The sequence below is a fragment of the Nocardia jinanensis genome (assembly GCF_014645735.1).
Classification (GTDB): domain Bacteria; phylum Actinomycetota; class Actinomycetes; order Mycobacteriales; family Mycobacteriaceae; genus Nocardia; species Nocardia jinanensis.
The window spans coordinates 392,447-410,197 of sequence record NZ_BMMH01000002.1 but is presented as its reverse complement, the minus strand read 5'-3'; the positions used below and the strand labels follow the sequence as shown (position 1 = coordinate 410,197).

The 17,751-nt window shown below is 67.9% G+C and carries 17 protein-coding genes and 1 pseudogene; 1 reads left to right on the top strand and 17 read right to left on the bottom strand.

What is annotated here, in order from left to right:
* Window positions 1–29: 29 nt before the first annotated feature.
* The 3 genes from IEY68_RS06385 to IEY68_RS06375 form a co-directional block, all read right to left on the bottom strand.
* Window positions 30–584, bottom strand: a complete 555-nt coding sequence (locus IEY68_RS06385; RefSeq protein ID WP_062997216.1) for a TetR/AcrR family transcriptional regulator — start codon at window positions 582–584, stop codon at window positions 30–32.
* Between the two features lie 74 nt (window positions 585–658).
* On the bottom strand, window positions 659–1,600 hold the full coding sequence (locus tag IEY68_RS06380) for a sigma-70 family RNA polymerase sigma factor (RefSeq protein WP_062996929.1): 942 nt from the start codon (window positions 1,598–1,600) through the stop codon (window positions 659–661).
* 9 nt (window positions 1,601–1,609) lie between these two features.
* The gene (locus IEY68_RS06375; protein WP_062996931.1) at window positions 1,610–2,800 is read right to left on the bottom strand and encodes an NAD(P)/FAD-dependent oxidoreductase; all 1,191 of its coding nucleotides are present in this window, start codon (window positions 2,798–2,800) and stop codon (window positions 1,610–1,612) included.
* 113 nt (window positions 2,801–2,913) lie between these two features.
* On the opposite strand from IEY68_RS06375, the pseudogene IEY68_RS06370 reads away from it, so the two are divergent.
* Window positions 2,914–3,339 (top strand): annotated as a pseudogene (locus IEY68_RS06370) (phytoene desaturase family protein); the annotation flags it as partial.
* Window positions 3,340–3,520: 181 nt separating this feature from the next.
* Here IEY68_RS06370 and IEY68_RS06365 read toward each other — a convergent pair.
* The 14 genes from IEY68_RS06365 to IEY68_RS06300 form a co-directional block, all read right to left on the bottom strand.
* Complete coding sequence (locus tag IEY68_RS06365) at window positions 3,521–4,231, bottom strand: SDR family NAD(P)-dependent oxidoreductase (protein ID WP_062996935.1); 711 nt, start codon at window positions 4,229–4,231, stop codon at window positions 3,521–3,523.
* Window positions 4,232–4,574: 343 nt separating this feature from the next.
* On the bottom strand, window positions 4,575–5,435 hold the full coding sequence (locus IEY68_RS06360; RefSeq protein ID WP_229718643.1) for an MHYT domain-containing protein: 861 nt from the start codon (window positions 5,433–5,435) through the stop codon (window positions 4,575–4,577).
* A gap of 609 nt (window positions 5,436–6,044) precedes the next feature.
* Entirely contained in the window at window positions 6,045–6,662 is a 618-nt protein-coding gene (locus IEY68_RS06355) for a GNAT family N-acetyltransferase (RefSeq protein ID WP_062996937.1), read from the bottom strand.
* Between the two features lie 134 nt (window positions 6,663–6,796).
* The gene (locus IEY68_RS06350) at window positions 6,797–7,537 is read right to left on the bottom strand and encodes an SDR family oxidoreductase (protein ID WP_062996939.1); all 741 of its coding nucleotides are present in this window, start codon (window positions 7,535–7,537) and stop codon (window positions 6,797–6,799) included.
* Window positions 7,538–7,921: 384 nt separating this feature from the next.
* A complete protein-coding gene (locus IEY68_RS06345) occupies window positions 7,922–8,845 on the bottom strand; it encodes a hypothetical protein (protein ID WP_062996943.1) in 924 nt (307 codons plus the stop codon).
* Window positions 8,842–9,738 carry a hypothetical protein gene (locus IEY68_RS06340; RefSeq protein WP_189094087.1) on the bottom strand — a complete coding sequence of 299 codons (897 nt, stop codon included), beginning with the start codon at window positions 9,736–9,738 and terminating at the stop codon, window positions 8,842–8,844. The genes IEY68_RS06345 and IEY68_RS06340 overlap by 4 nt, the downstream gene beginning before the upstream one ends.
* A gap of 315 nt (window positions 9,739–10,053) precedes the next feature.
* Complete coding sequence (locus IEY68_RS06335) at window positions 10,054–10,881, bottom strand: enoyl-CoA hydratase/isomerase family protein (RefSeq protein WP_062997220.1); 828 nt, start codon at window positions 10,879–10,881, stop codon at window positions 10,054–10,056.
* A 33-nt stretch (window positions 10,882–10,914) separates the two neighbouring features.
* A complete protein-coding gene (locus IEY68_RS06330; RefSeq protein ID WP_062996947.1) occupies window positions 10,915–11,685 on the bottom strand; it encodes an SDR family NAD(P)-dependent oxidoreductase in 771 nt (256 codons plus the stop codon).
* Between the two features lie 73 nt (window positions 11,686–11,758).
* On the bottom strand, window positions 11,759–12,001 hold the full coding sequence (locus IEY68_RS06325) for a hypothetical protein (RefSeq protein WP_062996949.1): 243 nt from the start codon (window positions 11,999–12,001) through the stop codon (window positions 11,759–11,761).
* Between the two features lie 242 nt (window positions 12,002–12,243).
* On the bottom strand, window positions 12,244–12,885 hold the full coding sequence (locus IEY68_RS06320; RefSeq protein ID WP_062996951.1) for a class I SAM-dependent methyltransferase: 642 nt from the start codon (window positions 12,883–12,885) through the stop codon (window positions 12,244–12,246).
* 59 nt (window positions 12,886–12,944) lie between these two features.
* The gene (locus IEY68_RS06315; RefSeq protein ID WP_062996953.1) at window positions 12,945–13,661 is read right to left on the bottom strand and encodes an oxygen-binding di-iron domain-containing protein; all 717 of its coding nucleotides are present in this window, start codon (window positions 13,659–13,661) and stop codon (window positions 12,945–12,947) included.
* A 210-nt stretch (window positions 13,662–13,871) separates the two neighbouring features.
* On the bottom strand, window positions 13,872–14,462 hold the full coding sequence (gene lppU / locus IEY68_RS06310; RefSeq protein ID WP_062996955.1) for an LppU family putative lipoprotein: 591 nt from the start codon (window positions 14,460–14,462) through the stop codon (window positions 13,872–13,874).
* A gap of 1,106 nt (window positions 14,463–15,568) precedes the next feature.
* The gene (locus IEY68_RS06305) at window positions 15,569–16,261 is read right to left on the bottom strand and encodes an SGNH/GDSL hydrolase family protein (RefSeq protein ID WP_062996957.1); all 693 of its coding nucleotides are present in this window, start codon (window positions 16,259–16,261) and stop codon (window positions 15,569–15,571) included.
* Window positions 16,258–17,658, bottom strand: coding sequence for an MFS transporter (locus tag IEY68_RS06300; RefSeq protein ID WP_062996959.1), 1,401 nt, complete (start codon window positions 17,656–17,658; stop codon window positions 16,258–16,260). The genes IEY68_RS06305 and IEY68_RS06300 overlap by 4 nt, the downstream gene beginning before the upstream one ends.
* Window positions 17,659–17,751: the final 93 nt, after the last annotated feature.

The window sequence follows — 17,751 nt, the reverse complement described above, 5'->3', positions numbered from 1 at the left end:
GCACGGAGAGCGAATCCGTCCGGGCGGATTCAGCTCCCGGCGCGCAGCCCGTCCAGCGCCAGGTCCAGGCAGCGGTGGGCCGCCTCCGGCCCCGCGGCGTCGCCCAGCAGCGACAGCGCCCAGATCAGATGCACGACATCATCGTCGGTGACTTCCCGGCGCAGCACCCCTGCCGCCCGGGCGCGTTCGAGTAGCCGGGACAGCTGGGCCATACCCCGGTGACATGCCTCGACCAGGTGCTCGGCCGCCGGATGGTCGCCGGTGATCGCCTCGAGGAGTCCGCGGTCCGCGGTCATCCGATCCAGCAACTGGGACACGAATCCGGTGAACGCGCGCCAGGGGTCCGGTTCGGCGTTCGAGGCCGTGGCCAGCTCGTCGAGCGCCGCCACACGCGCCGGAAGCAATGCGTCGATCAGCGAATCCCGGTTCGGGAAATGGTTGTACACCGTGCCGATGCCGACGCCGGCCCGCCGCGCCACTTCTTCCAGTGATCCGCCCAGCCCCTGTTCGGTGAACACCGCGGCGGCCGCGACGAGTACTTTCTCCCGGTTCCGGGCGGCGTCGCGGCGCAGGGGTTTGGTCACAGTCGCCATCCTACAAATTCGAGGAGCCCCTCGGCTTCGAGCCGATGAATGACCAGTCGGTGTCGGACGGCCGGTCACCACGATTCGATCAGGGGGACATGATGCCCCTGCCGCTGCCATTCCTCGGTGAGACGCCCCAGTCGGTCCGGGGCGGCGATACCGCGCACGCCCGCGATCTTGTCGTCCCGGACTTCCAGGATCACGACACCCACCACCCGGTCGTCGAGTGTGGCGAGCATGGCCGGGCAGCCGTTGACCACGCCGGAATGGATCGAGGGCGAGCCGCCGGCGAGTCTGCGCTTGGCCGGAGACGGTTTGAAACCGGCCCGCACCGCACCGGCGATCCGCTGCGGGGTGGAGTACCGGATCAGCTTCTCGGCCGATCCCAGCCCGGCGCCGTCGGAGATACCGGTCGCGTCCTCGGTCAGCAGTGCCACCAGCCGTTCGGTCCGGCCCGAGGCGGCGGCATCGACGAATGCCTCGACGATTCGACGTGCGGCGGCCTTGTCGATATCAGTGCCGTCGCCGGCGGCGGCGATTCGGCGCCGGGCCCGGTGGGTGTGTTGCTGACTCCCGGACTCGGTGATGCCGAGAATCTCGGCTACCTCGGCGTGGCTGTACGCGAAGGCCTCGCGCAGCACATAAACGGCCCGTTCGGTCGGCGACAGACGCTCCATGAGCGTCAGCACCGCCAGGGTCACCGATTCGCGCTGCTCGACGGTATCGGCCGGACCCAGCATCGGGTCGCCGTCGAGCAGCGGTTCGGGCATCCAGGCGCCGACGGCACGTTCGTGCCGCACCTTCGCCGAACGGAGCCGGTCGAGCGCCAGGTTGGTGACGATCTTGGTCAGCCATGCCTCGGGTACCTCGACGTACTCCCGGTCGGCGGCCTGCCAGCGCAGGAACGCGTCCTGCACCGTGTCCTCGGCGTCGGCGGCCGAGCCGAGCAGACGGTAGGCGAGCGAGGCCAGCCGATTGCGGCTGGCCTCGAAACGCGCCACCGTGGCAGTGTCCATATCGCGACTCTATGCGGGGACCACGTCGGTCGAGTGCTGTCGACTGGTGGCCGAGCGGTATTTGTGACTCGGCCTTCCGAGGGTCGGGTGGCTCGAGGTCCAGGCGGCGGCCTCGAGGATTGCCGATTTGACGCGCGCGGCCGTCCGGCCACGCAGGGCCCACGTCTTCGATCGCGCGTCACCGTCGACCAGCTGGAAGATCCCGTCCTTGCGGCCGAGGCTGATGTGGTTGCCGACATACGACAGTGAGGTCGTCGGGATCTTGCGCCCGGTCCGGTCCCCGATGATCGCGGCTGTCGCCTGCATGCCGGTGAATCCCGCGGAGGCGCAGGACATCGGCAAAGGCCGACCGTTCTCGCCGATGACGAAGGCACTGTCACCGGCAACGTAGACATCCGGATGCGAGACCGACCGCATCTGACGGTCGACCCTGATCTGGCCGTTGCCAACCACCGCGAGGCCGCTGGCAGCGGCAATCGGGTGGACGGCGAAGCCGGCGGCCCAGACGGTCGCGTCGGAGGCGAGAGCGGTGCCGTCGGCGGCGACGGCAGAGTCCTCCTCGACGCGTTCGATGGTGGTGTGCTCATGGATCGTGATGCCGAACCGATCGAAGGCGCGCAACATGTGCCGGCGCGCTGTCGCGCCCAGCCAACCGCCCAGCTCGCCGCTGGTGGCGAGGCTGACCCGAAGTCCTCGACGGGATTCGGCGATCTCGGTGGCGGCCTCGATCGCGGTCAGATTGCCGCCGACCACCAGCACCTTTCCGTCCTCGCCCAGCTCATCCAGGCGTGCGCGCAGACGTAACGCGGACGGCCGCGCGGCCACGGGGAAGGCGTGCTGGTCGACGCCCGGAATGCCGTGGTCGGCAGCGGTGCTGCCGAGCGCGTAGAGGAGGGTGTCGTATTCGAGCCGGTCGACGCCCTCGGCGTCGGTGACTGTGACCGTCCGATGCTCGGGGTCGACGCGGGTCACCCGGGCCGGTCGTAGCCGGATGCCGGTGCCCGCGAATACCTTCGCCAGTGGTCGGTGGCGGAGGTCCTGCCCGGCCGCGAGCTGATGCAGGCGCAGCCGCTCGACGAAATCGGGTTCGGCGTTGACGACGGTGATCTCGAAATCGTCGGAGTGGAGTTGACGGGCCAGGTACCCGGCGGAGAAGGCTCCGGCGTATCCGGCCCCGAGGACGACGATGCGGTGCTGCATGGTTCGCTCCTGTCTGGTTCGCGTGCCCCCTGAACGAGACAGCCCCCGAATTCCTGACAGTAGTGACCAGTGACGTGGATCACTCCATCTCGACTCGCTCGGCGGACTGCGGAATGCCGGAGCGTCCTTTCGTCCTGCTCGGTCAGCAATATCTGATCGACGCGACCCGGTCCCGTGGGGCGGTGCATCCGGTCTACGCCTACGCGCACGTGCCGCACGCCTTCGCCGGCGACGCCACCGACGCGATCATCGGCCAGATCGAACGTTTCGCGCCCGGGTTCCGGGAGCGGATCGTGGCGGTCTCCACCCGCGACCCCGCGGCGCTGGAGGCGTACAACGCCAACTACGTCGGCGGCGACATCAGTGCGGGGGCCAACACCGCACAGCAGATCGCTTTCCGCCCCAGGGTCGCGATGAGTCCGGACACGCTGGGTGTGCCCGGCGTCTATCTGTCTTCGTCCGCGACGCCGCCGGGTGCGGGCGTCCACGGTATGGGCGGATTCCATGCCGCGCAAGCCGCTCTCGCCCGGCTCGCGTGAGCGGCGGCCGAAGCTCTGCGCGGCCACGCGTGGACGAGCAGAAATGTTTATGAGTGGCTTTTCGATGGACCGACAATACGCGGCCCGCAGTTCCCTGTCGGGTGATGATCGGCGGGATCCAGCTGTCGTCGGCGATAGGGATGGTCCGCCCTGGGCGCAGGTAGAGGGAGAAGGTGTGCGCTCAGTCGAGCGCGTCGAATACCTTTTCGGCTTGATCGCGCGTCCGCAACATCTCCCAGGCGATATCGGCGATCCGGTCGGGATCCAGGGTATGGCCGGCGAGTGAGCCGTAACGCGCGGCGTCGGCGCTGATCAACGCGTGGATATCGCCGCGCTCCACAACTCCGCCGATGGTGAGGGTGCCCGCGTACAGGCCGTCGTCGGCGACTGCCGTGTGCAGGGTTATGGCATAGTTCCGCAGCGCCGCGGCGGCCAGTGCGAGCTGACCGAGGGCAGGCATCGGCCGCACGCTGGAGAGCCCGCCCGCGAACAGTAGGCCACCCCGGCCTCGGGCCCGCATTCCGGGAAGCACTGCGCTCACGACGTCGATCGCGGGCCACACCCAGGAGAACGCCGCTTCGGCGGTCGCCGAATCCACCTCGGTGATCGGCGTCGGATGCTGGACCGGGCCGGGGCCGTAGTAGACCAGATCGATATCCTCTCTGCCGATTTCGCCGAGTACCGAGCGCAACCGGGGCCGATCGGTGACGTCGACTGTGTAGGTCTCGGCGTCGACACCGCGACCGGCCAGATCCCGCCGGTAGTCGTCGTGTCGGGTATCGCTACGCGACAGCAGCGCTACTCGATAGCCTTCGCTGCCGAAGCGGCGGGCCATGGACATTCCCAGACCCGGTCCGACACCGACGATCACAGCCGTTCCCTTGGCAGGCATGATTTTCCCTTCAGCTAATTCGAGGCCCCCCTCGGGTTCGAAGGTAGCATGAAGTCGAGGGCGGCCTCGACTTTGTCGAGTGGCGAATATGGTCGAGCCGCCGCCCGTGGACCAGCCGTCCTTCCGAATCGGATGCCGAGCCGGCTACCGGTGTCCGACCGGCCCGCCACCGCCAGGGCTGCACCGCCGCAAGTGCGTTCCCGGATCATCCCGACCCGCCGGCCGATTCATCGGAGCGTGCCGGTCGCCACTGTCGCGAACGGGTTCGCCGGACATCAGGCTGTGGCATTGTCAGTGGATCTCGTGCCGAATCGCTGGGACGGTATCCCGCCTGTTGGCGTACTCAGCGGACCGGGCGCCGTTCCCCGGTGCTCGTGGTGGCCGGGTCGGTGGGCCCGTGTGGATTCGTCAGTGCCATGCTCACACCGATCAGCAGGACCACGGTGACGACGCTGATGGCACCGAGTAGTGGACCCAGTACCTGGAGCGGCTCGGCGCCCTCGGGGGGAGCCGCATCGGTAACGGCATGCGCGTGCATGGCGGACATACCGGTGTAGTGCATCGTCGCCACCGCCGCGGCCATGATCAGGGCGGCGGCCAGGGTGGACGGCAATCCCCAGGACCGCATGCTGAACCAGAGGGTGGCCGTGGCCGCGACGGTGGCTATCACCAGCGAAAGCGCTACCCGGGCGGCGTCGTATTCGATATGGACGTCCGTGCGCATCGCGTACATGCCGGTGAAGTGCATCGCTCCGATACCGAGTCCGGTGATCGCGCCACCGGTCAGCAGTGCGGGTAGGCCGGAGCCCGGGGTGGTCACCAGATATAGCCCGATACCGACCACGCCGATCGCGAGGGCCGCGCTCAGCAGGGTGAGCGGTACATCGAAACGAATCTGCGCGCCGTCTATGGAGAAGCCCAGCATCGCCACGAAATGCATGACCCAGATACCGGTGCCGCCGATAGTGACGGCGGCCAGGATCAGCCAGACCGCTCGGCGCCGGCCGTAGCGTGCCTGCCTGGTGCACTGTAATCCGATGGCGCAACCGGTGGCCGAGAGGAAGTAGGCGAGGGCGGGTGTCAACCAGCCGAACGCAAAGTGTTCGAGGTGAAGCATGTCCATCCAACGTTCGGCCGGGAAATCCGGAGTTTCATTGTAGGGCTTGACAGTACGACGCATACCGCGCTGCGGTGTGCTGATCATTTGCCTAAAACCCTGTGGTTTCAATCACATTGGCGCTGCACGAAATATTGGTTCCGCAACATTGCATTGTCTATGTTGCGGAACCGGCGTGGCTCCGATGGGTGGACGGATGTGCGTCGAAGGGCCGGAATCGCCACTGTCCCCGCACTGTTGGATAGTGCCCGTTGCGGATCGTGTCAAACATCTTTCGTGAAACGGAGGCGATTCAAATTCCGGGCCTGTCTGTCGTGGCATTTCTGTTCGTTCGATAACTGATCTATAACTGGTACATAACTTCTCGGCGGCAATTGTCCGTTCCGTGAAACGTTCACGAGCAGGGACGGTGTGGCATCAGCTCCGAAGCCGGGGTGATCCGGCTGTCGAACGCTGTCCACAGCGACCCGTCCGTCAGTCGACGCAGGACGAACCGATACTTCCCGTAGCTCGCCCGCGAGACCGCCTGCAAGCGAGTCCTTCCCACTACTCGATAAGGGTGTCCCTCGATACGGACCGTCGGGTTCATGATCTGTATTCCCTTTCACCGTCGTCTGCTACCGGCCGCTACTGTCGCAGTGAGGTGCTGAAAGGAGCCTGAAATGGCCTGAAGGCCGCTTCAGGAAGAGGGTCGACCTACTCGTGAGCGCCGGCCGGACGGGACAACGGCAGTCCCATCATTACCGCGTCCCACAGTTCGCCGTTGCGGCGGCGGTAATGAGCTCGCAGGATGCCCTCGATCTCGAATCCGGCTCGGGTGTACAGCGCGAGCGCCGGTTCGTTGTGGGGCCATACCTGTAGCGAGACCTTGTGCGCGCCGTGTGCGCGGGACCAGCCGATCACCCGGTCGAGCAGCAGCGTGCCGATACCGCGGCCACGATACGAGCCCAGGAGCATCATGCCGAAGCTCGTCACGCCCCGGGAAGTGAAGTCGACGGTGGCGGTGCCCACGATCGCGTTGTCCATCTCGGCGACGAACACTCCGTACTCGGCGTCCTCGATCGCGGTGCGGGTTCGGCGGGCGGCCTCGGCGGTATCGAACGGTACTTCGGCTCCGATCCATCTGCCTTCCTCGGCCACCTGGTGCCGGACGGCGACGATATGGTCGATATCGGCGGAGACCGCCGTTCGAACGGTGGGCGGGTGGTCGCCGGGCACCCGGGATACGGTGCGGTCCGGCCCCGCGACCCGGCGGATGAGCCCGCCGGCGGAGGCGATCGGTCCGGGCTCTCGGCGGTCGTCTGTATTCGGCACCACCGGATGATCATCGCCGAGTACCTTTCGCGGGGACCACGGATTTGTTCCGATCGGAGGCCGGAATACCGCGGCGGCTTCGGATGCGGCCCTTCCGGCCCGACCACGTGCGCACCCGGGCCGGAAGGTTCCGGTCAGCGGTTCGTACCGAGCCAGTCCCGGTAGTGGGTGGGGGCCAGGTGCGCATCCGGCCCGGCGACGAGTTCGTCACCGGTGATCGCGGCGAACATACCGGCTGTCTCGTCGGTGACGACGATTCGGTCGTCGTGCCGGGCGATCAGGGTCATCCGGCCGATCTCGTCCAGCGGGAGGACATCGGGACCGGCGATATTGCGGATGCCCTGTAGCGGGGCGCCGACCGCGACGCCGACCACCGCGTCGACGACATCCGCGGCCGCCATCGGCTGTAGCCGAGTCGCGGGTAGCCGGACAGTCGTGTCGTCGGCGGACCAGGACATCACCGAGTCCATGAACTCGAAGAACTGGGTGGCGCGCACGATGGAATAAGGCGTGGGGCCCTGCCGGAGCAACTCCTCCTGCAAGGTCTTGGCGCGGTAGTAATCCAGCTGCGGAACTCTGTCCACGCCGACGATCGAAAGCACGACCTGGTGCTTGACTCCGGCCCGGTCACCGGCGGCTACCAGGTTGTTCATGGAAGTGCGGAAGAAATCCAGCGAGGACTCGTCGAAGGTCGGCGAGTTGGCCAGGTTCACCACTACGTCGACCCCCGCCACCGCCTGGTCGATACCCGTTCCGGTGATCAGGTCCACGCCGGTGGACGGTGCGGCGGCGACGGGGTCGTGACCGGCCGCTTTCAGCTTCGCGACGACCTGCGATCCGATCCGGCCGGTGCCGCCGATGACTGTCAGCTTCATGTTGCTCACCTTTCACCGCCTGCCGCGGGCAAGCCGGGGTTCAGAGAGTTCGATGTGCACTGAATTTCGGAGAGGGTGTCCACTGCGGCGGTCCGAGGTCGACCGGGGTATCGATCGACCGCGGGAACCGGGCGATCATTCGTTCCGCTGTCCAGCATCGCACCCATGGATCACGGGGCCGGGCGCGGCCACCGGAATAGATGATTTCGAGACCTTCGGTCGTCGGTGCCGGAACATGACACACGCCGCGGCCGGGTGCCGGAACGAGTCCGCCGGACGTAGTGCGCGCCTACGAGTCGTTGGCAGCGGCCTGCGAGAGCCCGGGCCGGATATGGCGGCGCGGGGTGAAGCGCCCCGACTCCGGGTGGCTCGGCCGTAACCGGATCAGCTGGTGAGCCGCGCGTCGGACATGACGCGGGTGATCGACAGATCCCGGTGGGCTATCCCGGGACCGTGCTCGTGCACCGGGCGCAGCGCCTCGATCACGTTCACACAGGTCAGGTGGTCGGCGGGATGGAGTCCGTCGGTGAACCGGAACCGGACGTTGGCCGTACCCTTCGCGGTATCGGTCGTCGTGATGAGCTGATACCGCAGCGGCGCCCGGTCCGCGGTGGAGGTGGTCCAGATCGACCGGTAGCTCAACCCGGGCCCGAGTCCCCGGTCGACGATCACCTTCTGGACGGTCCCGGAATCGTTCGTGATCACCTCGACCGAACGGCTGGGTGTCGCGGTTGTGCTCGCGGCGCTCTGGAACACCGCCTCGTCGAGAACGCGCAAACCCGCCGCGTAGTAGCCGTCGACCGCGGCGGCGCAGGCGGTGGCGGTTTCGGACCCGGTGGTTCCGATACCGATATCGTGCCGGGTGCCCCACGGGTACACCCCGTTCTCGGGGAGGTCGAGTTCCTCGACCAGTTCCACGCGACGGATACCGCGGGTCACCTCGGTCAGCGAACGGATGAGCCGGGCCGGGATGGTGGCCTGGAAGGCTCCGGTGGCGTGGAAGGTGGAACGACCGATCCGGCAGGCGTCCAGCAACTCCGCCGGTGGTACGTGCCCGTCCAAGGGGGCAGTGGATATGACGTTGTGGCCGTCCCCCAGCAGCCGGGGCAGAACATCTCCCGGTGTACCCGCCGCGATCTCGGCGAATGTCGGTACATAGACCACGCACGCTGTCCCCTCCGGCGGGGGCTGCGCGGCTTCCGCCCGCGTGGAGACCTCGAGGTCCGGCCGCGCGCGGATCCGGTCTGCGATCCGATCGGCGAACGGGCCGGCGCCGAGCACCGCGACCGCGAGCGTGGGTGAACTCATGACGACTCCAGAAGGTAGTGAGGACGCAGGTCCGGCATGACCACACCGGGTGGCGCGGCACACAACTCGGGCACCACACCGAGCATCGCCGCCACCGAGATATCGGTGACGGCCGACCAATCTGCGCTATAGGCCTCGGCGTCCATTTCGTTACGCATCTCGATGGTGCCGGGGTGGCCGTCGAGGGTGATCACGTGCCCGCCCGCCGGGCTGCTCGGATGATCCTGTCCCAGATGGGCATTGCCCTGCCCGACGTGCCAGCACTCCTCGTTGGTCATGAAGAGGTGATCACCGAGGTATCCGCGGTAGATCATATGGATCGCGCCGACCGTGCCGGGTTCGACGACAGTGCCACCGGCTCGCACCCGCACCCGCGCCGGAACCGGGTAGAGGTGCCGTTCGACCCGGACCGCGTCGGACCAGGCCCCGTACAACGCGTGGGCGACATCGCCGAGTACCGCATCGAAGTAGAAATGCTGCATGAGGCCTATCGCGTGGCCGGAATCCACCGCGGGTAGCGGCATTCCGAATCCGAGGCTCTCCAGCCCGCCCCACATACCGTCGGGGGCAGCGGACAGGTCCCCGACCTCCAGGAACCGCACCTCGTGCACCTCGTCGAGTAGCGCGGTCATCCGGAGCAGCACCTGTTCGACCATCAGTCCCGGATGCAGGCCGGTGCCGTGCAGGCATACTCCGCCCGCCGGATATGCCCGCTGTAGCCGGGAGCCGGACTGCCGCCGGGGGATCGCCCGGTCCGCGAGGAGACCGGCCAGTACTTCGAGCCCGGGGTGTAGCGGTCGCGCGATTGCGGAGTCCACGGCGCGCATACCCAACCGTAAAGCGTCGAGCGCGGTGCGTAAACGGGGGCCGAACGCCTCACCGGTGACCTTCATCCCCGCCACCGTGCGCAGCACCGACAGTGGCGACTGCGAGACCGCTCGAAGTCGGGTGACTCGAGGGCGGTGCGCAGAGCACGACCGCGCATATCGCCGGGGCCCCAGATGATCAGCCGATATGGACCTGTCACAACAGCCTCCTTGCCGCTTGCCGACTTTCTGACCCACCGCCGGATGTGACACTCCCATCCTCCGCCGAGTGGCGGTGGTGCTTTTGAGAAAGCCGCTGTGCGGGGGCATTTCGAGCGTCGGAGCGACAGGATGTGATCGGCCGTTCGGATGTGGGGCGGGGCCCGACGGCTCGGTATCCGGTCAGAGCCGGCTCTGGGTGGTCTCGGTTCCGTCCCGGAAGGCGGCGAAGGAGGCGTCGAGGTCTCCGGTGGCGCTGCACATCACCTGGGTGCGGTTCTCCAGATCGAGCGCATGCCGAAGGCTCGGCGCGTCCACGGTCTGCCACATCGTCTCTTTGGTCATCCATACCGCGAGTGGGGAATTGCGGGCGATCTCCTCCGCCTTCGCGACCGCTCGCCCGAGCAGATCGTCGCTGTCGACGACCTCGAGCACCAGTCCGATACGCAAGGCTTCCTCGGCATCGAAAACCCGCCCGGTGAGCAGGAGTTCGGCCGAGCGCGCGGCACCGACGAGCCGCGGCAGATGGTAGCTGGTCCCCATATCGCAGGCCGAGATCCCGTGCCGGATGAATACCGCGCCGAAGGAGGCGCCCCGGGCGGCGTAGCGGATATCACAGGCCAGCGCCAGCGCGAACCCGCCGCCGACCGCGGGGCCGTCGACCGCGGCGATCACCGGCTGGCGCAGCCGGTGGATCTTCTCGAATGCCGACGCCATCAGTTCTTGCGCGGCATAGATCCGGGCGACGGGTGACCGGACAGCGCCCAGCAGCGCCGCGATCGGTGTGGCATCGGTGGCAGTGAAGTCCTCCGGCCGCGCCGCGAGATCGGCGCCGGCACTGAAACCGGCTCCGGCTCCGGTGACGACGAGTGCCCTGACCTCGGGTTTGCCGTTGACCTCGTCGAGAACGGTATGCAGTTCGGCGACCGTCTGATTGTCCAGCGCATTGCGCCGATGCGGCCGGTCGATCGTCAGTACGACGACACCGGAGGGCAGGTATTCGGTGGACAGCGCGGGCACGGATCTCTCCTTCGGTTGGCGCGATCAGCGAGCGACGGTGCCGCCGTCGACGAGGACGGTCTGTCCGGTGATGAAACTGCCGGCGTCCGAACACAACAGCAACGCGGTCCCGACCATCTCGTCCGGCCGGGCGATACGGCCCAGCAGAGTGGCGCCGGCCATGGCTTCGACGACTTCCGGCGGGTTGTTGCGGACCATATCGGTGTCGACCGCGCCGGGCGCCATGGCGTTGACCCGGATACCGTCGGCGGCGAACTCGGCGGCCATGGAGCGGGTGAACGACAGCAGGGCTGCCTTACCCGCGGCGTACATCGACAGCGCGGGTGCGAACTGTAGCGCCGCGACCGAGCCGAGATTGAGTACGGCGGCGTGGGTGCTGGCCCGCAGCTGCGGGAGAGCCGCCTGGACCAGGAACAGCGGTCCCTGCACATTGACCCCGAAGGACTTCTCGACAGCCGAGGGTTCCATGGTCGCCAGCGGCTGTGCGAGGGCATTGGCGGCGTTGTTGACCACGATATCGATACCACCGAAGGCTTCCACGGTGGTATCGACCAGGGCGTGCAGTGCGTCCACCTCGCCCAGATGGGCCGGTACACCGATCGCTTCGGCGCCGAGTTCGCGGAGGCGGGCCGCGGCCTGTGCACAGGCGCTCGGTTTACGGCTCGCGACCACGAGTCGCGCACCCGCGCAGGCGAACCCTTCGGCGATCGCGAGCCCGATGCCGCGGGTGCCCCCGGTGACGATCGCGGTCCGCCCGCTCAGGTCGAACAACTTCTGATAGGAAGTGTTGTCCACTGTCCAACCTCTCGATCCGCGGGTCGGTACCCGTTCGGTGCCGTAGGGCGCTCTACGTCCGCAGCCAGTTGTATCAGGCTTCCGGCGGGTGCGAACCGATCGGTCCCGGTCGATACGACCGCGCGCCGACCGGGTTACTGCCGCCCCGCTGGTCGGGAGCCGGGTCACCACACCAGCCGTGCCGGATAGCGCCGGGAATACTCGCGAATCGCGGTGGGGCCGAGATATCGAGTCGGCCCTCGGGGTTCAGCAGCAGCGACAGTGCGAGCCGGACGAGCAGTTCGGCGACCGCCCCCAGGTCATCATCGTCGGGCATTGTCACGCCGCTGCGGCGCAGTGTCCCCACGACTCTTCGGCCGGCCTCCGCGCGATGGGCAGGCCGCGGGGCTGCCTGGTGGGGCACACCAGGGTCCGATTCCCCGGTGACCCGTGCGGGCCGGTCGTCGGTCACGCGGTTTCGACGACTTGCCGCGGGGTTCCGGCGCCGCGCGGCTCGCACCGATGTGGGAGCGCGGAAATCGGTAGCGATTCGCCGAACAGGGCGTGCTCAGCAGAGCGTCACCGATCGGCGTGTGCGAGCGAGAACACCGCGACCAGGAATTCCGAGTCCTCGTCGGTGAACGGCCGCAGGTCCCACGTGGACAACTGGAGATCCACGGCGAGGCCCTGCTCGGCGGCATCGGTGCGGAACTGTGCGAAGTCGTAACCGCGGTCGGCACCGAAACCGGTGACCAACCGGCCCGCCGGCGCCAGATGATTTGCGAATCCGCGCAGCACCGCCGGCCGGGTGACCGGCGCCAGGAACGTCATCACATTCCCCGCGCAGACGATCACATCGAAATCCCCGGCGACGCTGCGGGACGGCAGATCCAGTTCCGCGAGATCGCCGACCAGCCAGGTGGGGCCGGGGTAGTCGGCTTCGGCGGCGGCGATCAATACCGGATCCACATCGACGCCGACGACCGAATGACCGGCATTGTGCAGATGCCCGCCCAGGCGTCCGGGACCGCAACCCGCGTCGAGCACGCGTCCGCGCCGGCCCAGCATCGCATCGACCAGCCGTGCCTCACCGAAGATGTCGTGTCCATCGGCCGCCAGGGTCCGGAACCGCTGCACGTACCAGCTGGAGTGGGCGGGGTCGGCCGCGGTGAGTTCCTCCCAGTGGCTCGGTGTGCGCTCGGGTGGGTTGGGTGCGCTCATCAGTACCTCCTCGCTCTGTCGTCCGGGTGCGGTGACACCCGGTGAAACCCTACGGGGCGTCAGGCGGCCATCCGGTCCTCGAAGACCGTCGCGAGGTCGTGCAGGGCCGCGGCCCCGTCACCGATGAAGCTGGAGCCGTGCATCACGGCGAGTGTGGTCGGCCGCAATCCGGCCAACCGGTGCAGAGTCGCCGGAACGGCCGGTCCCAGCGAAGTCGCGTGGAACAGGTCCTCGGCAGCCTCGGCAGGTCCGACCAGATCGGTGCCGGTCAACGCGGGGCCGTCGCCGAGTTGAGTCATCAGATCGCCGCAGAAAAGCACACCGGTGGACTCCTCGTAGAGCACCCGCGCCTCCCAGTTGTGCGGTGTGTGCGGGGTGTCCAGATGCTGGATGCGGCGGTCACCCAGATCGATGATCTCGCCGTCGGCCAGTCGCCGCGGCGGCCGATCGGCCAAGTCGTCCAGCGATACCTGACAGCCCACGACACCATGTGCCACCTGCGCGTGCGGGGCCGCGTCGAGGAACAGGTTCATCGCGCCGCTCTCGTCGGCCTCCACGTGGCCGAAGGTGATCCAGCGGAGCTCTTCTACCGGCCGGATCCGCGCTATGGCCGCGGAGACCGCGGGGAACAGGGCGCGCATCCCGGTATGGAACAGCAAGGGTTCTGCGGCGTCGACGAAGAACTGATTGAACGTGAAACCCGTCGGGCCCACTTCGGGAACGAAGGTGGAGAACCGGTAGATACCGTCGGCGATCTCGTCTGTTCGGATATCCATCACAGAAGTCCTGGTAGCGCCATCCCCCCGCCATATGTGGACAGAACGCGTATTCAGTACCGAATCCTCAGTGTAACTCCGCCGGTCGGCCGCAAACAGGGCCGTGGTCGCCGGACCGGCCCGAATCCCGGGGCGGGGAGCCGGACGGAGCGCGCGTGGCCCCACACCCCGAGGTGAGGCCACGCATGCCGGTAACCGGACGTGGTGGGGTTACACCTCGGCGACGCAGGTGACGAGCTGCCGCTCGTCGTAGGTGTAGTAGCTGGTGGCCTCGTCGGGGCATCCGGCTTCGTCGGTGGTACCGGTGAGGATCTTGACCACGTGGACGGTATCGGGCTTACCCGGCGTGCACGGGCTGTGGCTGGGGCTGTCGCTGCCCGTCGGAATCGTCATGCACTGGCCTTCGACCCAATCGATATCGAGGCAGAGGGCACCCTGTTCCTGGCCGGCCAGCGTCACATAGTAGGTCTGATCGACATCGGACGCGCAGCCGTCCTGGGTGGGGGCCTTGGCGACCACCTTGTAGTTCGAATTCTCCGAACCACACGGCGCGTGGTCGATCTCCGCGTCCATCATCGTCCCCGACAGCGCGACGCAATCGCCGATGGCGGCATCGAAGTCGACATCGCCGCCCTCGTCGGCTCCGTTCTGTCCGGGAACGGTGGCCGCCGGCGTCACCGGGGAACCCTGGACCGAGTCTTCCCCGCCGGTACACCCGGACAGGGTCAGCACGGCACAGCTCAGTACGGCGAGGCCTGCCATGACACCGGGAATCCGGAATACGGGCAAACGTCTGGACATGAGAACTCCTTCATGGAAATAGGTGATGGTGAACAGTGATCGGGCACTGTGTGATTCGGGTGGGTATGCGGGAATGTGACAACTCCCGGCACAGTGTCGTGGAGACGTCGGTCCTGGGTGCGGACCGGTGACTGCCGCCGGCCGCGCGGGCCCCGTGGTTGCCCGGACATCGCTACCCGCCCCCAGACGGCCGACGAAAACCATATGGGGGTCGATTTCTCGATGACGCACCGCCGGTGCAGGCGCTGCGGGTAGATGTCCGGCCCGGCGTGGCCGAACGAGGGCGGCAACGAGATCCACCGAGCCGGTTATCCGTTATCTCGGTGGGACAGCCACCTCTGAATGCTCGCGTGAGCTTACCGGTCGACCCCCCGACCCGCAGTGATCGCGGGGATCGCTACCCCTGCCCCGGATCCCCGCCGCGCCCGTGACCTACGGCCGAAGCTTCCCACGTCGGTACCTACTCCTCCTCGCTGTGCCCGGCGCAGATCTTAACCGTTCGAGCCGACAAAGTGGATCCCGTCCGGAATTCGCCCGCCGGCGGATCGCGTGGGAATCGCGGAGGGCTGCGGGCCCCGCGATCGCCGGTGGTCAACCCGCCGTGGAGGTTTCGCCACGATCGGACGGCCGGACCTGTGAACCGGTGTGCCGTGCGGAGTCGGCGGCGGCACGCGCGGCCAGCGCTGCCCGTGCGGAGATCTTCAGTACACGGCGGTGCCGATCGCCGAATCCGCCCGGACGAAACCGCTGGTGCGGATATCGATACTCACGGCCGCCGGAGACAGGGTGGTGACCGACGGAACGCTGCCCTACGACCGCGGGCCGGGACCGGTGTTCGACCGGGCCGATCTCGACCGGTTGCGCCGCCGGCCTTTCGGATCGCTGTCGCTGGCCGGCGTCGGCGACGAGGCGGCCGCACGATATCTCGACCGCCGGTGCGGTGCGGCGTGTACCCCGCGAATGCCGGCTCCGATGAGCGGCTTTTCCGCAGGGAGCGGATTTCGGGCGGTGGACGGTAGGAATCCCGAATCCGCCGAGCCGTATCCGGGAGGTGTGCCCGGCAGGTCACCGACCTGCCGGGCACACCTGCACAGTTCGCGCGACGGTCAGGCCGGCCGGACGGGTGCCGAGATCCGCGTCGCCAGTGCGCGGATCATCTCTGTCGCGACCACCGCGTGCCCGCTGGTCGTGAAATGGATGAGGTCGGCACTCATGAGGTCCGGGCGCAGGCGCAGCGGATGCTCCCAGAAGTCCACCAGCACCGTGTCGTACCGGGCGGCCAGCGCGCGGACGATCTCGTTGAGTTCGGCCATCCGCCCGCGCATGGGCCGCATCGGCGCCATTCTGCCGGTATCCCACACATCGGCGACCGTGAACGTGCACAACTGGGCGCCGATGGCGGCCAGTGCGGCGAAAGCGGTCTCGAGATTCGCCCGTAGCCGATCCGTATCGCCGCCCTGATGGAACAGATCGTTGCCGCCGCAGCTCAGATGCACGAGATCGGGCCGGAATTCGAGTACCCGGTCCAGTTGCTCGTCGAGCATCTGGCCGGAGGTGGCGCCGATCCTTCCGGTGTTCAGGTAGGACACACCGGGATTCGCCGCGGTGAGTACCTCCGCGACGCGATCCGACCAGCCGATATCGCGGTAGCCTGCGGACGCGTCGCCCACACCCTGGGCAATGGAATCGCCGAGTACCGCGTATCGCCGCCATGGCGCGCCGCCGAGGAGAGCGCGGGCGGTGTCCGGGTCGATCAGCATCGGATCGTCGGATTCGGTGCGGCGGTGGTCGTGGATCATATCGACTCCTGTCGGGACGGTACGGCCATGAGGCAGGCAGCGACGGTGGCGAATCCGGCGCACAGTAGGAACAGTGTGTGGAAACCGGTCTCCGGTTGCGCGGGGTGCGCGGCGAGAACCGAGGCCAGTACGGCGATTCCGAGCGCGCCCCCCAGTTGCCGGGCCGTCAGGTTCATACCGGTACCCGCCGCGAACCGGTGTGGCGGTAACGCGTTCGCCGCGGCGGCGCCCAGAACCGTCACCGCGATACCGATACCGCCGCCGCCGAGTACGCCGGCCGGTATCCACGCCGACCACAGTGCCGGGGTCGGGCCGAACGCATCGGTGCTCATCCAGATGAGCGTGGCTACGAACATCAGGACACCGAGCACCCCGGCCCGGCGACGGGTACCCGGTGCGGTGATGCGCCCGGTGAGCGTGGCGGTCACCATGGAGGCCACCGCGCCCACGCTCAGCGCCGCGGCCGAACCGAGGACCGAATAGCCCCACAGCGCGTCGAGGAACATCGGGCCGGCCAGCAACCAGGCGAACATGGCGGCACCGAACGCGAACGAGGCGGCATTGGCCAACGCGAACGGCCTGCTGCGCCAGAGTTCCACGGCGAGGGCGGGATTCGGATGCCGGAACGACCGGAGCAGGGCGGCGAGAGCGAGTACGGCGCCGAGTCCGAGGACCACCAGTGTGCCGGGTGCGGTCCAGCCCCAGCGCTGGCCCTCGGTCACTCCGGCGACGAGTCCCCCCAACCCCAGTGCGACCATGATCGTGCCGATCGGGTCCGGCAGGACGCCGTCGGTATGTCCGGTATCCGGTGCCAGCATGCGGAATGCCATACCGGCCAGGGCCAGTGCGACCGGCACATTGATCACGAAGACCGAACGCCAGCCGAAGGCTTCGACCAGCGCACCGCCGAGCGCCGGGCCCACGACCGCGGCGAGGCCGCCGGCCGCCGACCACGCCGCGATGGCGCTACCGATACGTTCGCGCGGGGTGACACTCAGCAGCGCGCCGAGGGCGGCGGGCACCATCAGCGCGGCAGTCGCACCCTGCGCCATCCGCCCGGCGACCAGCCAGCCGGCGCTCGGCGCGAGCCCGCACAGCAGGGAAGTGAGCGCGAAACCCATCAGGGCGGCGAGGAAGAGTGTGCGCCGTCCCAGCGCGTCGGCGATCCGCCCGCCGGGAGTGAGCAGCGCCGCGAACGCGACGGCGTAGCCGCTGACCACCCAGGTCAGGGTGGTGGTGGAGGTGCCGGGGTGGTCGCGGGTGAGAGAGGGGAAGGCGATATTGACGACCGACAGGTCGAGAAAGGCGAGGAAGGCCGCCCCGGAGGCGACGACGAGCGCGCCGTTGGCGCGTCCGGTGGGCTGCGGGCCGGTGGTCCGCACGGGCATTTCGGTCATGGGAATCCTGGAAGCTGGAGGAAACAAAACGTACGAACGTTCGTATAGAAAATACGACCGATCGTTCGTATTGACAAGCGGGGGGGTGTCAGA

Coding starts and splice junctions, on each gene's coding strand:
- IEY68_RS06380 (WP_062996929.1), bottom strand. CDS start 1,600: ATGGACACTGCCACGGTGGCGCGTTTCGAGGCCAGCCGCAATCGGCTG.
- IEY68_RS06375 (WP_062996931.1), bottom strand. CDS start 2,800: ATGCAGCACCGCATCGTCGTCCTCGGGGCCGGATACGCCGGAGCCTTC.
- IEY68_RS06365 (WP_062996935.1), bottom strand. CDS start 4,231: ATGCCTGCCAAGGGAACGGCTGTGATCGTCGGTGTCGGACCGGGTCTG.
- IEY68_RS06360 (WP_229718643.1), bottom strand. CDS start 5,435: ATGATCAGCACACCGCAGCGCGGTATGCGTCGTACTGTCAAGCCCTAC.
- IEY68_RS06350 (WP_062996939.1), bottom strand. CDS start 7,537: ATGAAGCTGACAGTCATCGGCGGCACCGGCCGGATCGGATCGCAGGTC.
- IEY68_RS06345 (WP_062996943.1), bottom strand. CDS start 8,845: ATGAGTTCACCCACGCTCGCGGTCGCGGTGCTCGGCGCCGGCCCGTTC.
- IEY68_RS06340 (WP_189094087.1), bottom strand. CDS start 9,738: ATGAAGGTCACCGGTGAGGCGTTCGGCCCCCGTTTACGCACCGCGCTC.
- IEY68_RS06325 (WP_062996949.1), bottom strand. CDS start 12,001: ATGCCCGACGATGATGACCTGGGGGCGGTCGCCGAACTGCTCGTCCGG.
- IEY68_RS06320 (WP_062996951.1), bottom strand. CDS start 12,885: ATGAGCGCACCCAACCCACCCGAGCGCACACCGAGCCACTGGGAGGAA.
- IEY68_RS06315 (WP_062996953.1), bottom strand. CDS start 13,661: ATGGATATCCGAACAGACGAGATCGCCGACGGTATCTACCGGTTCTCC.
- lppU (WP_062996955.1), bottom strand. CDS start 14,462: ATGTCCAGACGTTTGCCCGTATTCCGGATTCCCGGTGTCATGGCAGGC.
- IEY68_RS06305 (WP_062996957.1), bottom strand. CDS start 16,261: ATGATCCACGACCACCGCCGCACCGAATCCGACGATCCGATGCTGATC.
- IEY68_RS06300 (WP_062996959.1), bottom strand. CDS start 17,658: ATGACCGAAATGCCCGTGCGGACCACCGGCCCGCAGCCCACCGGACGC.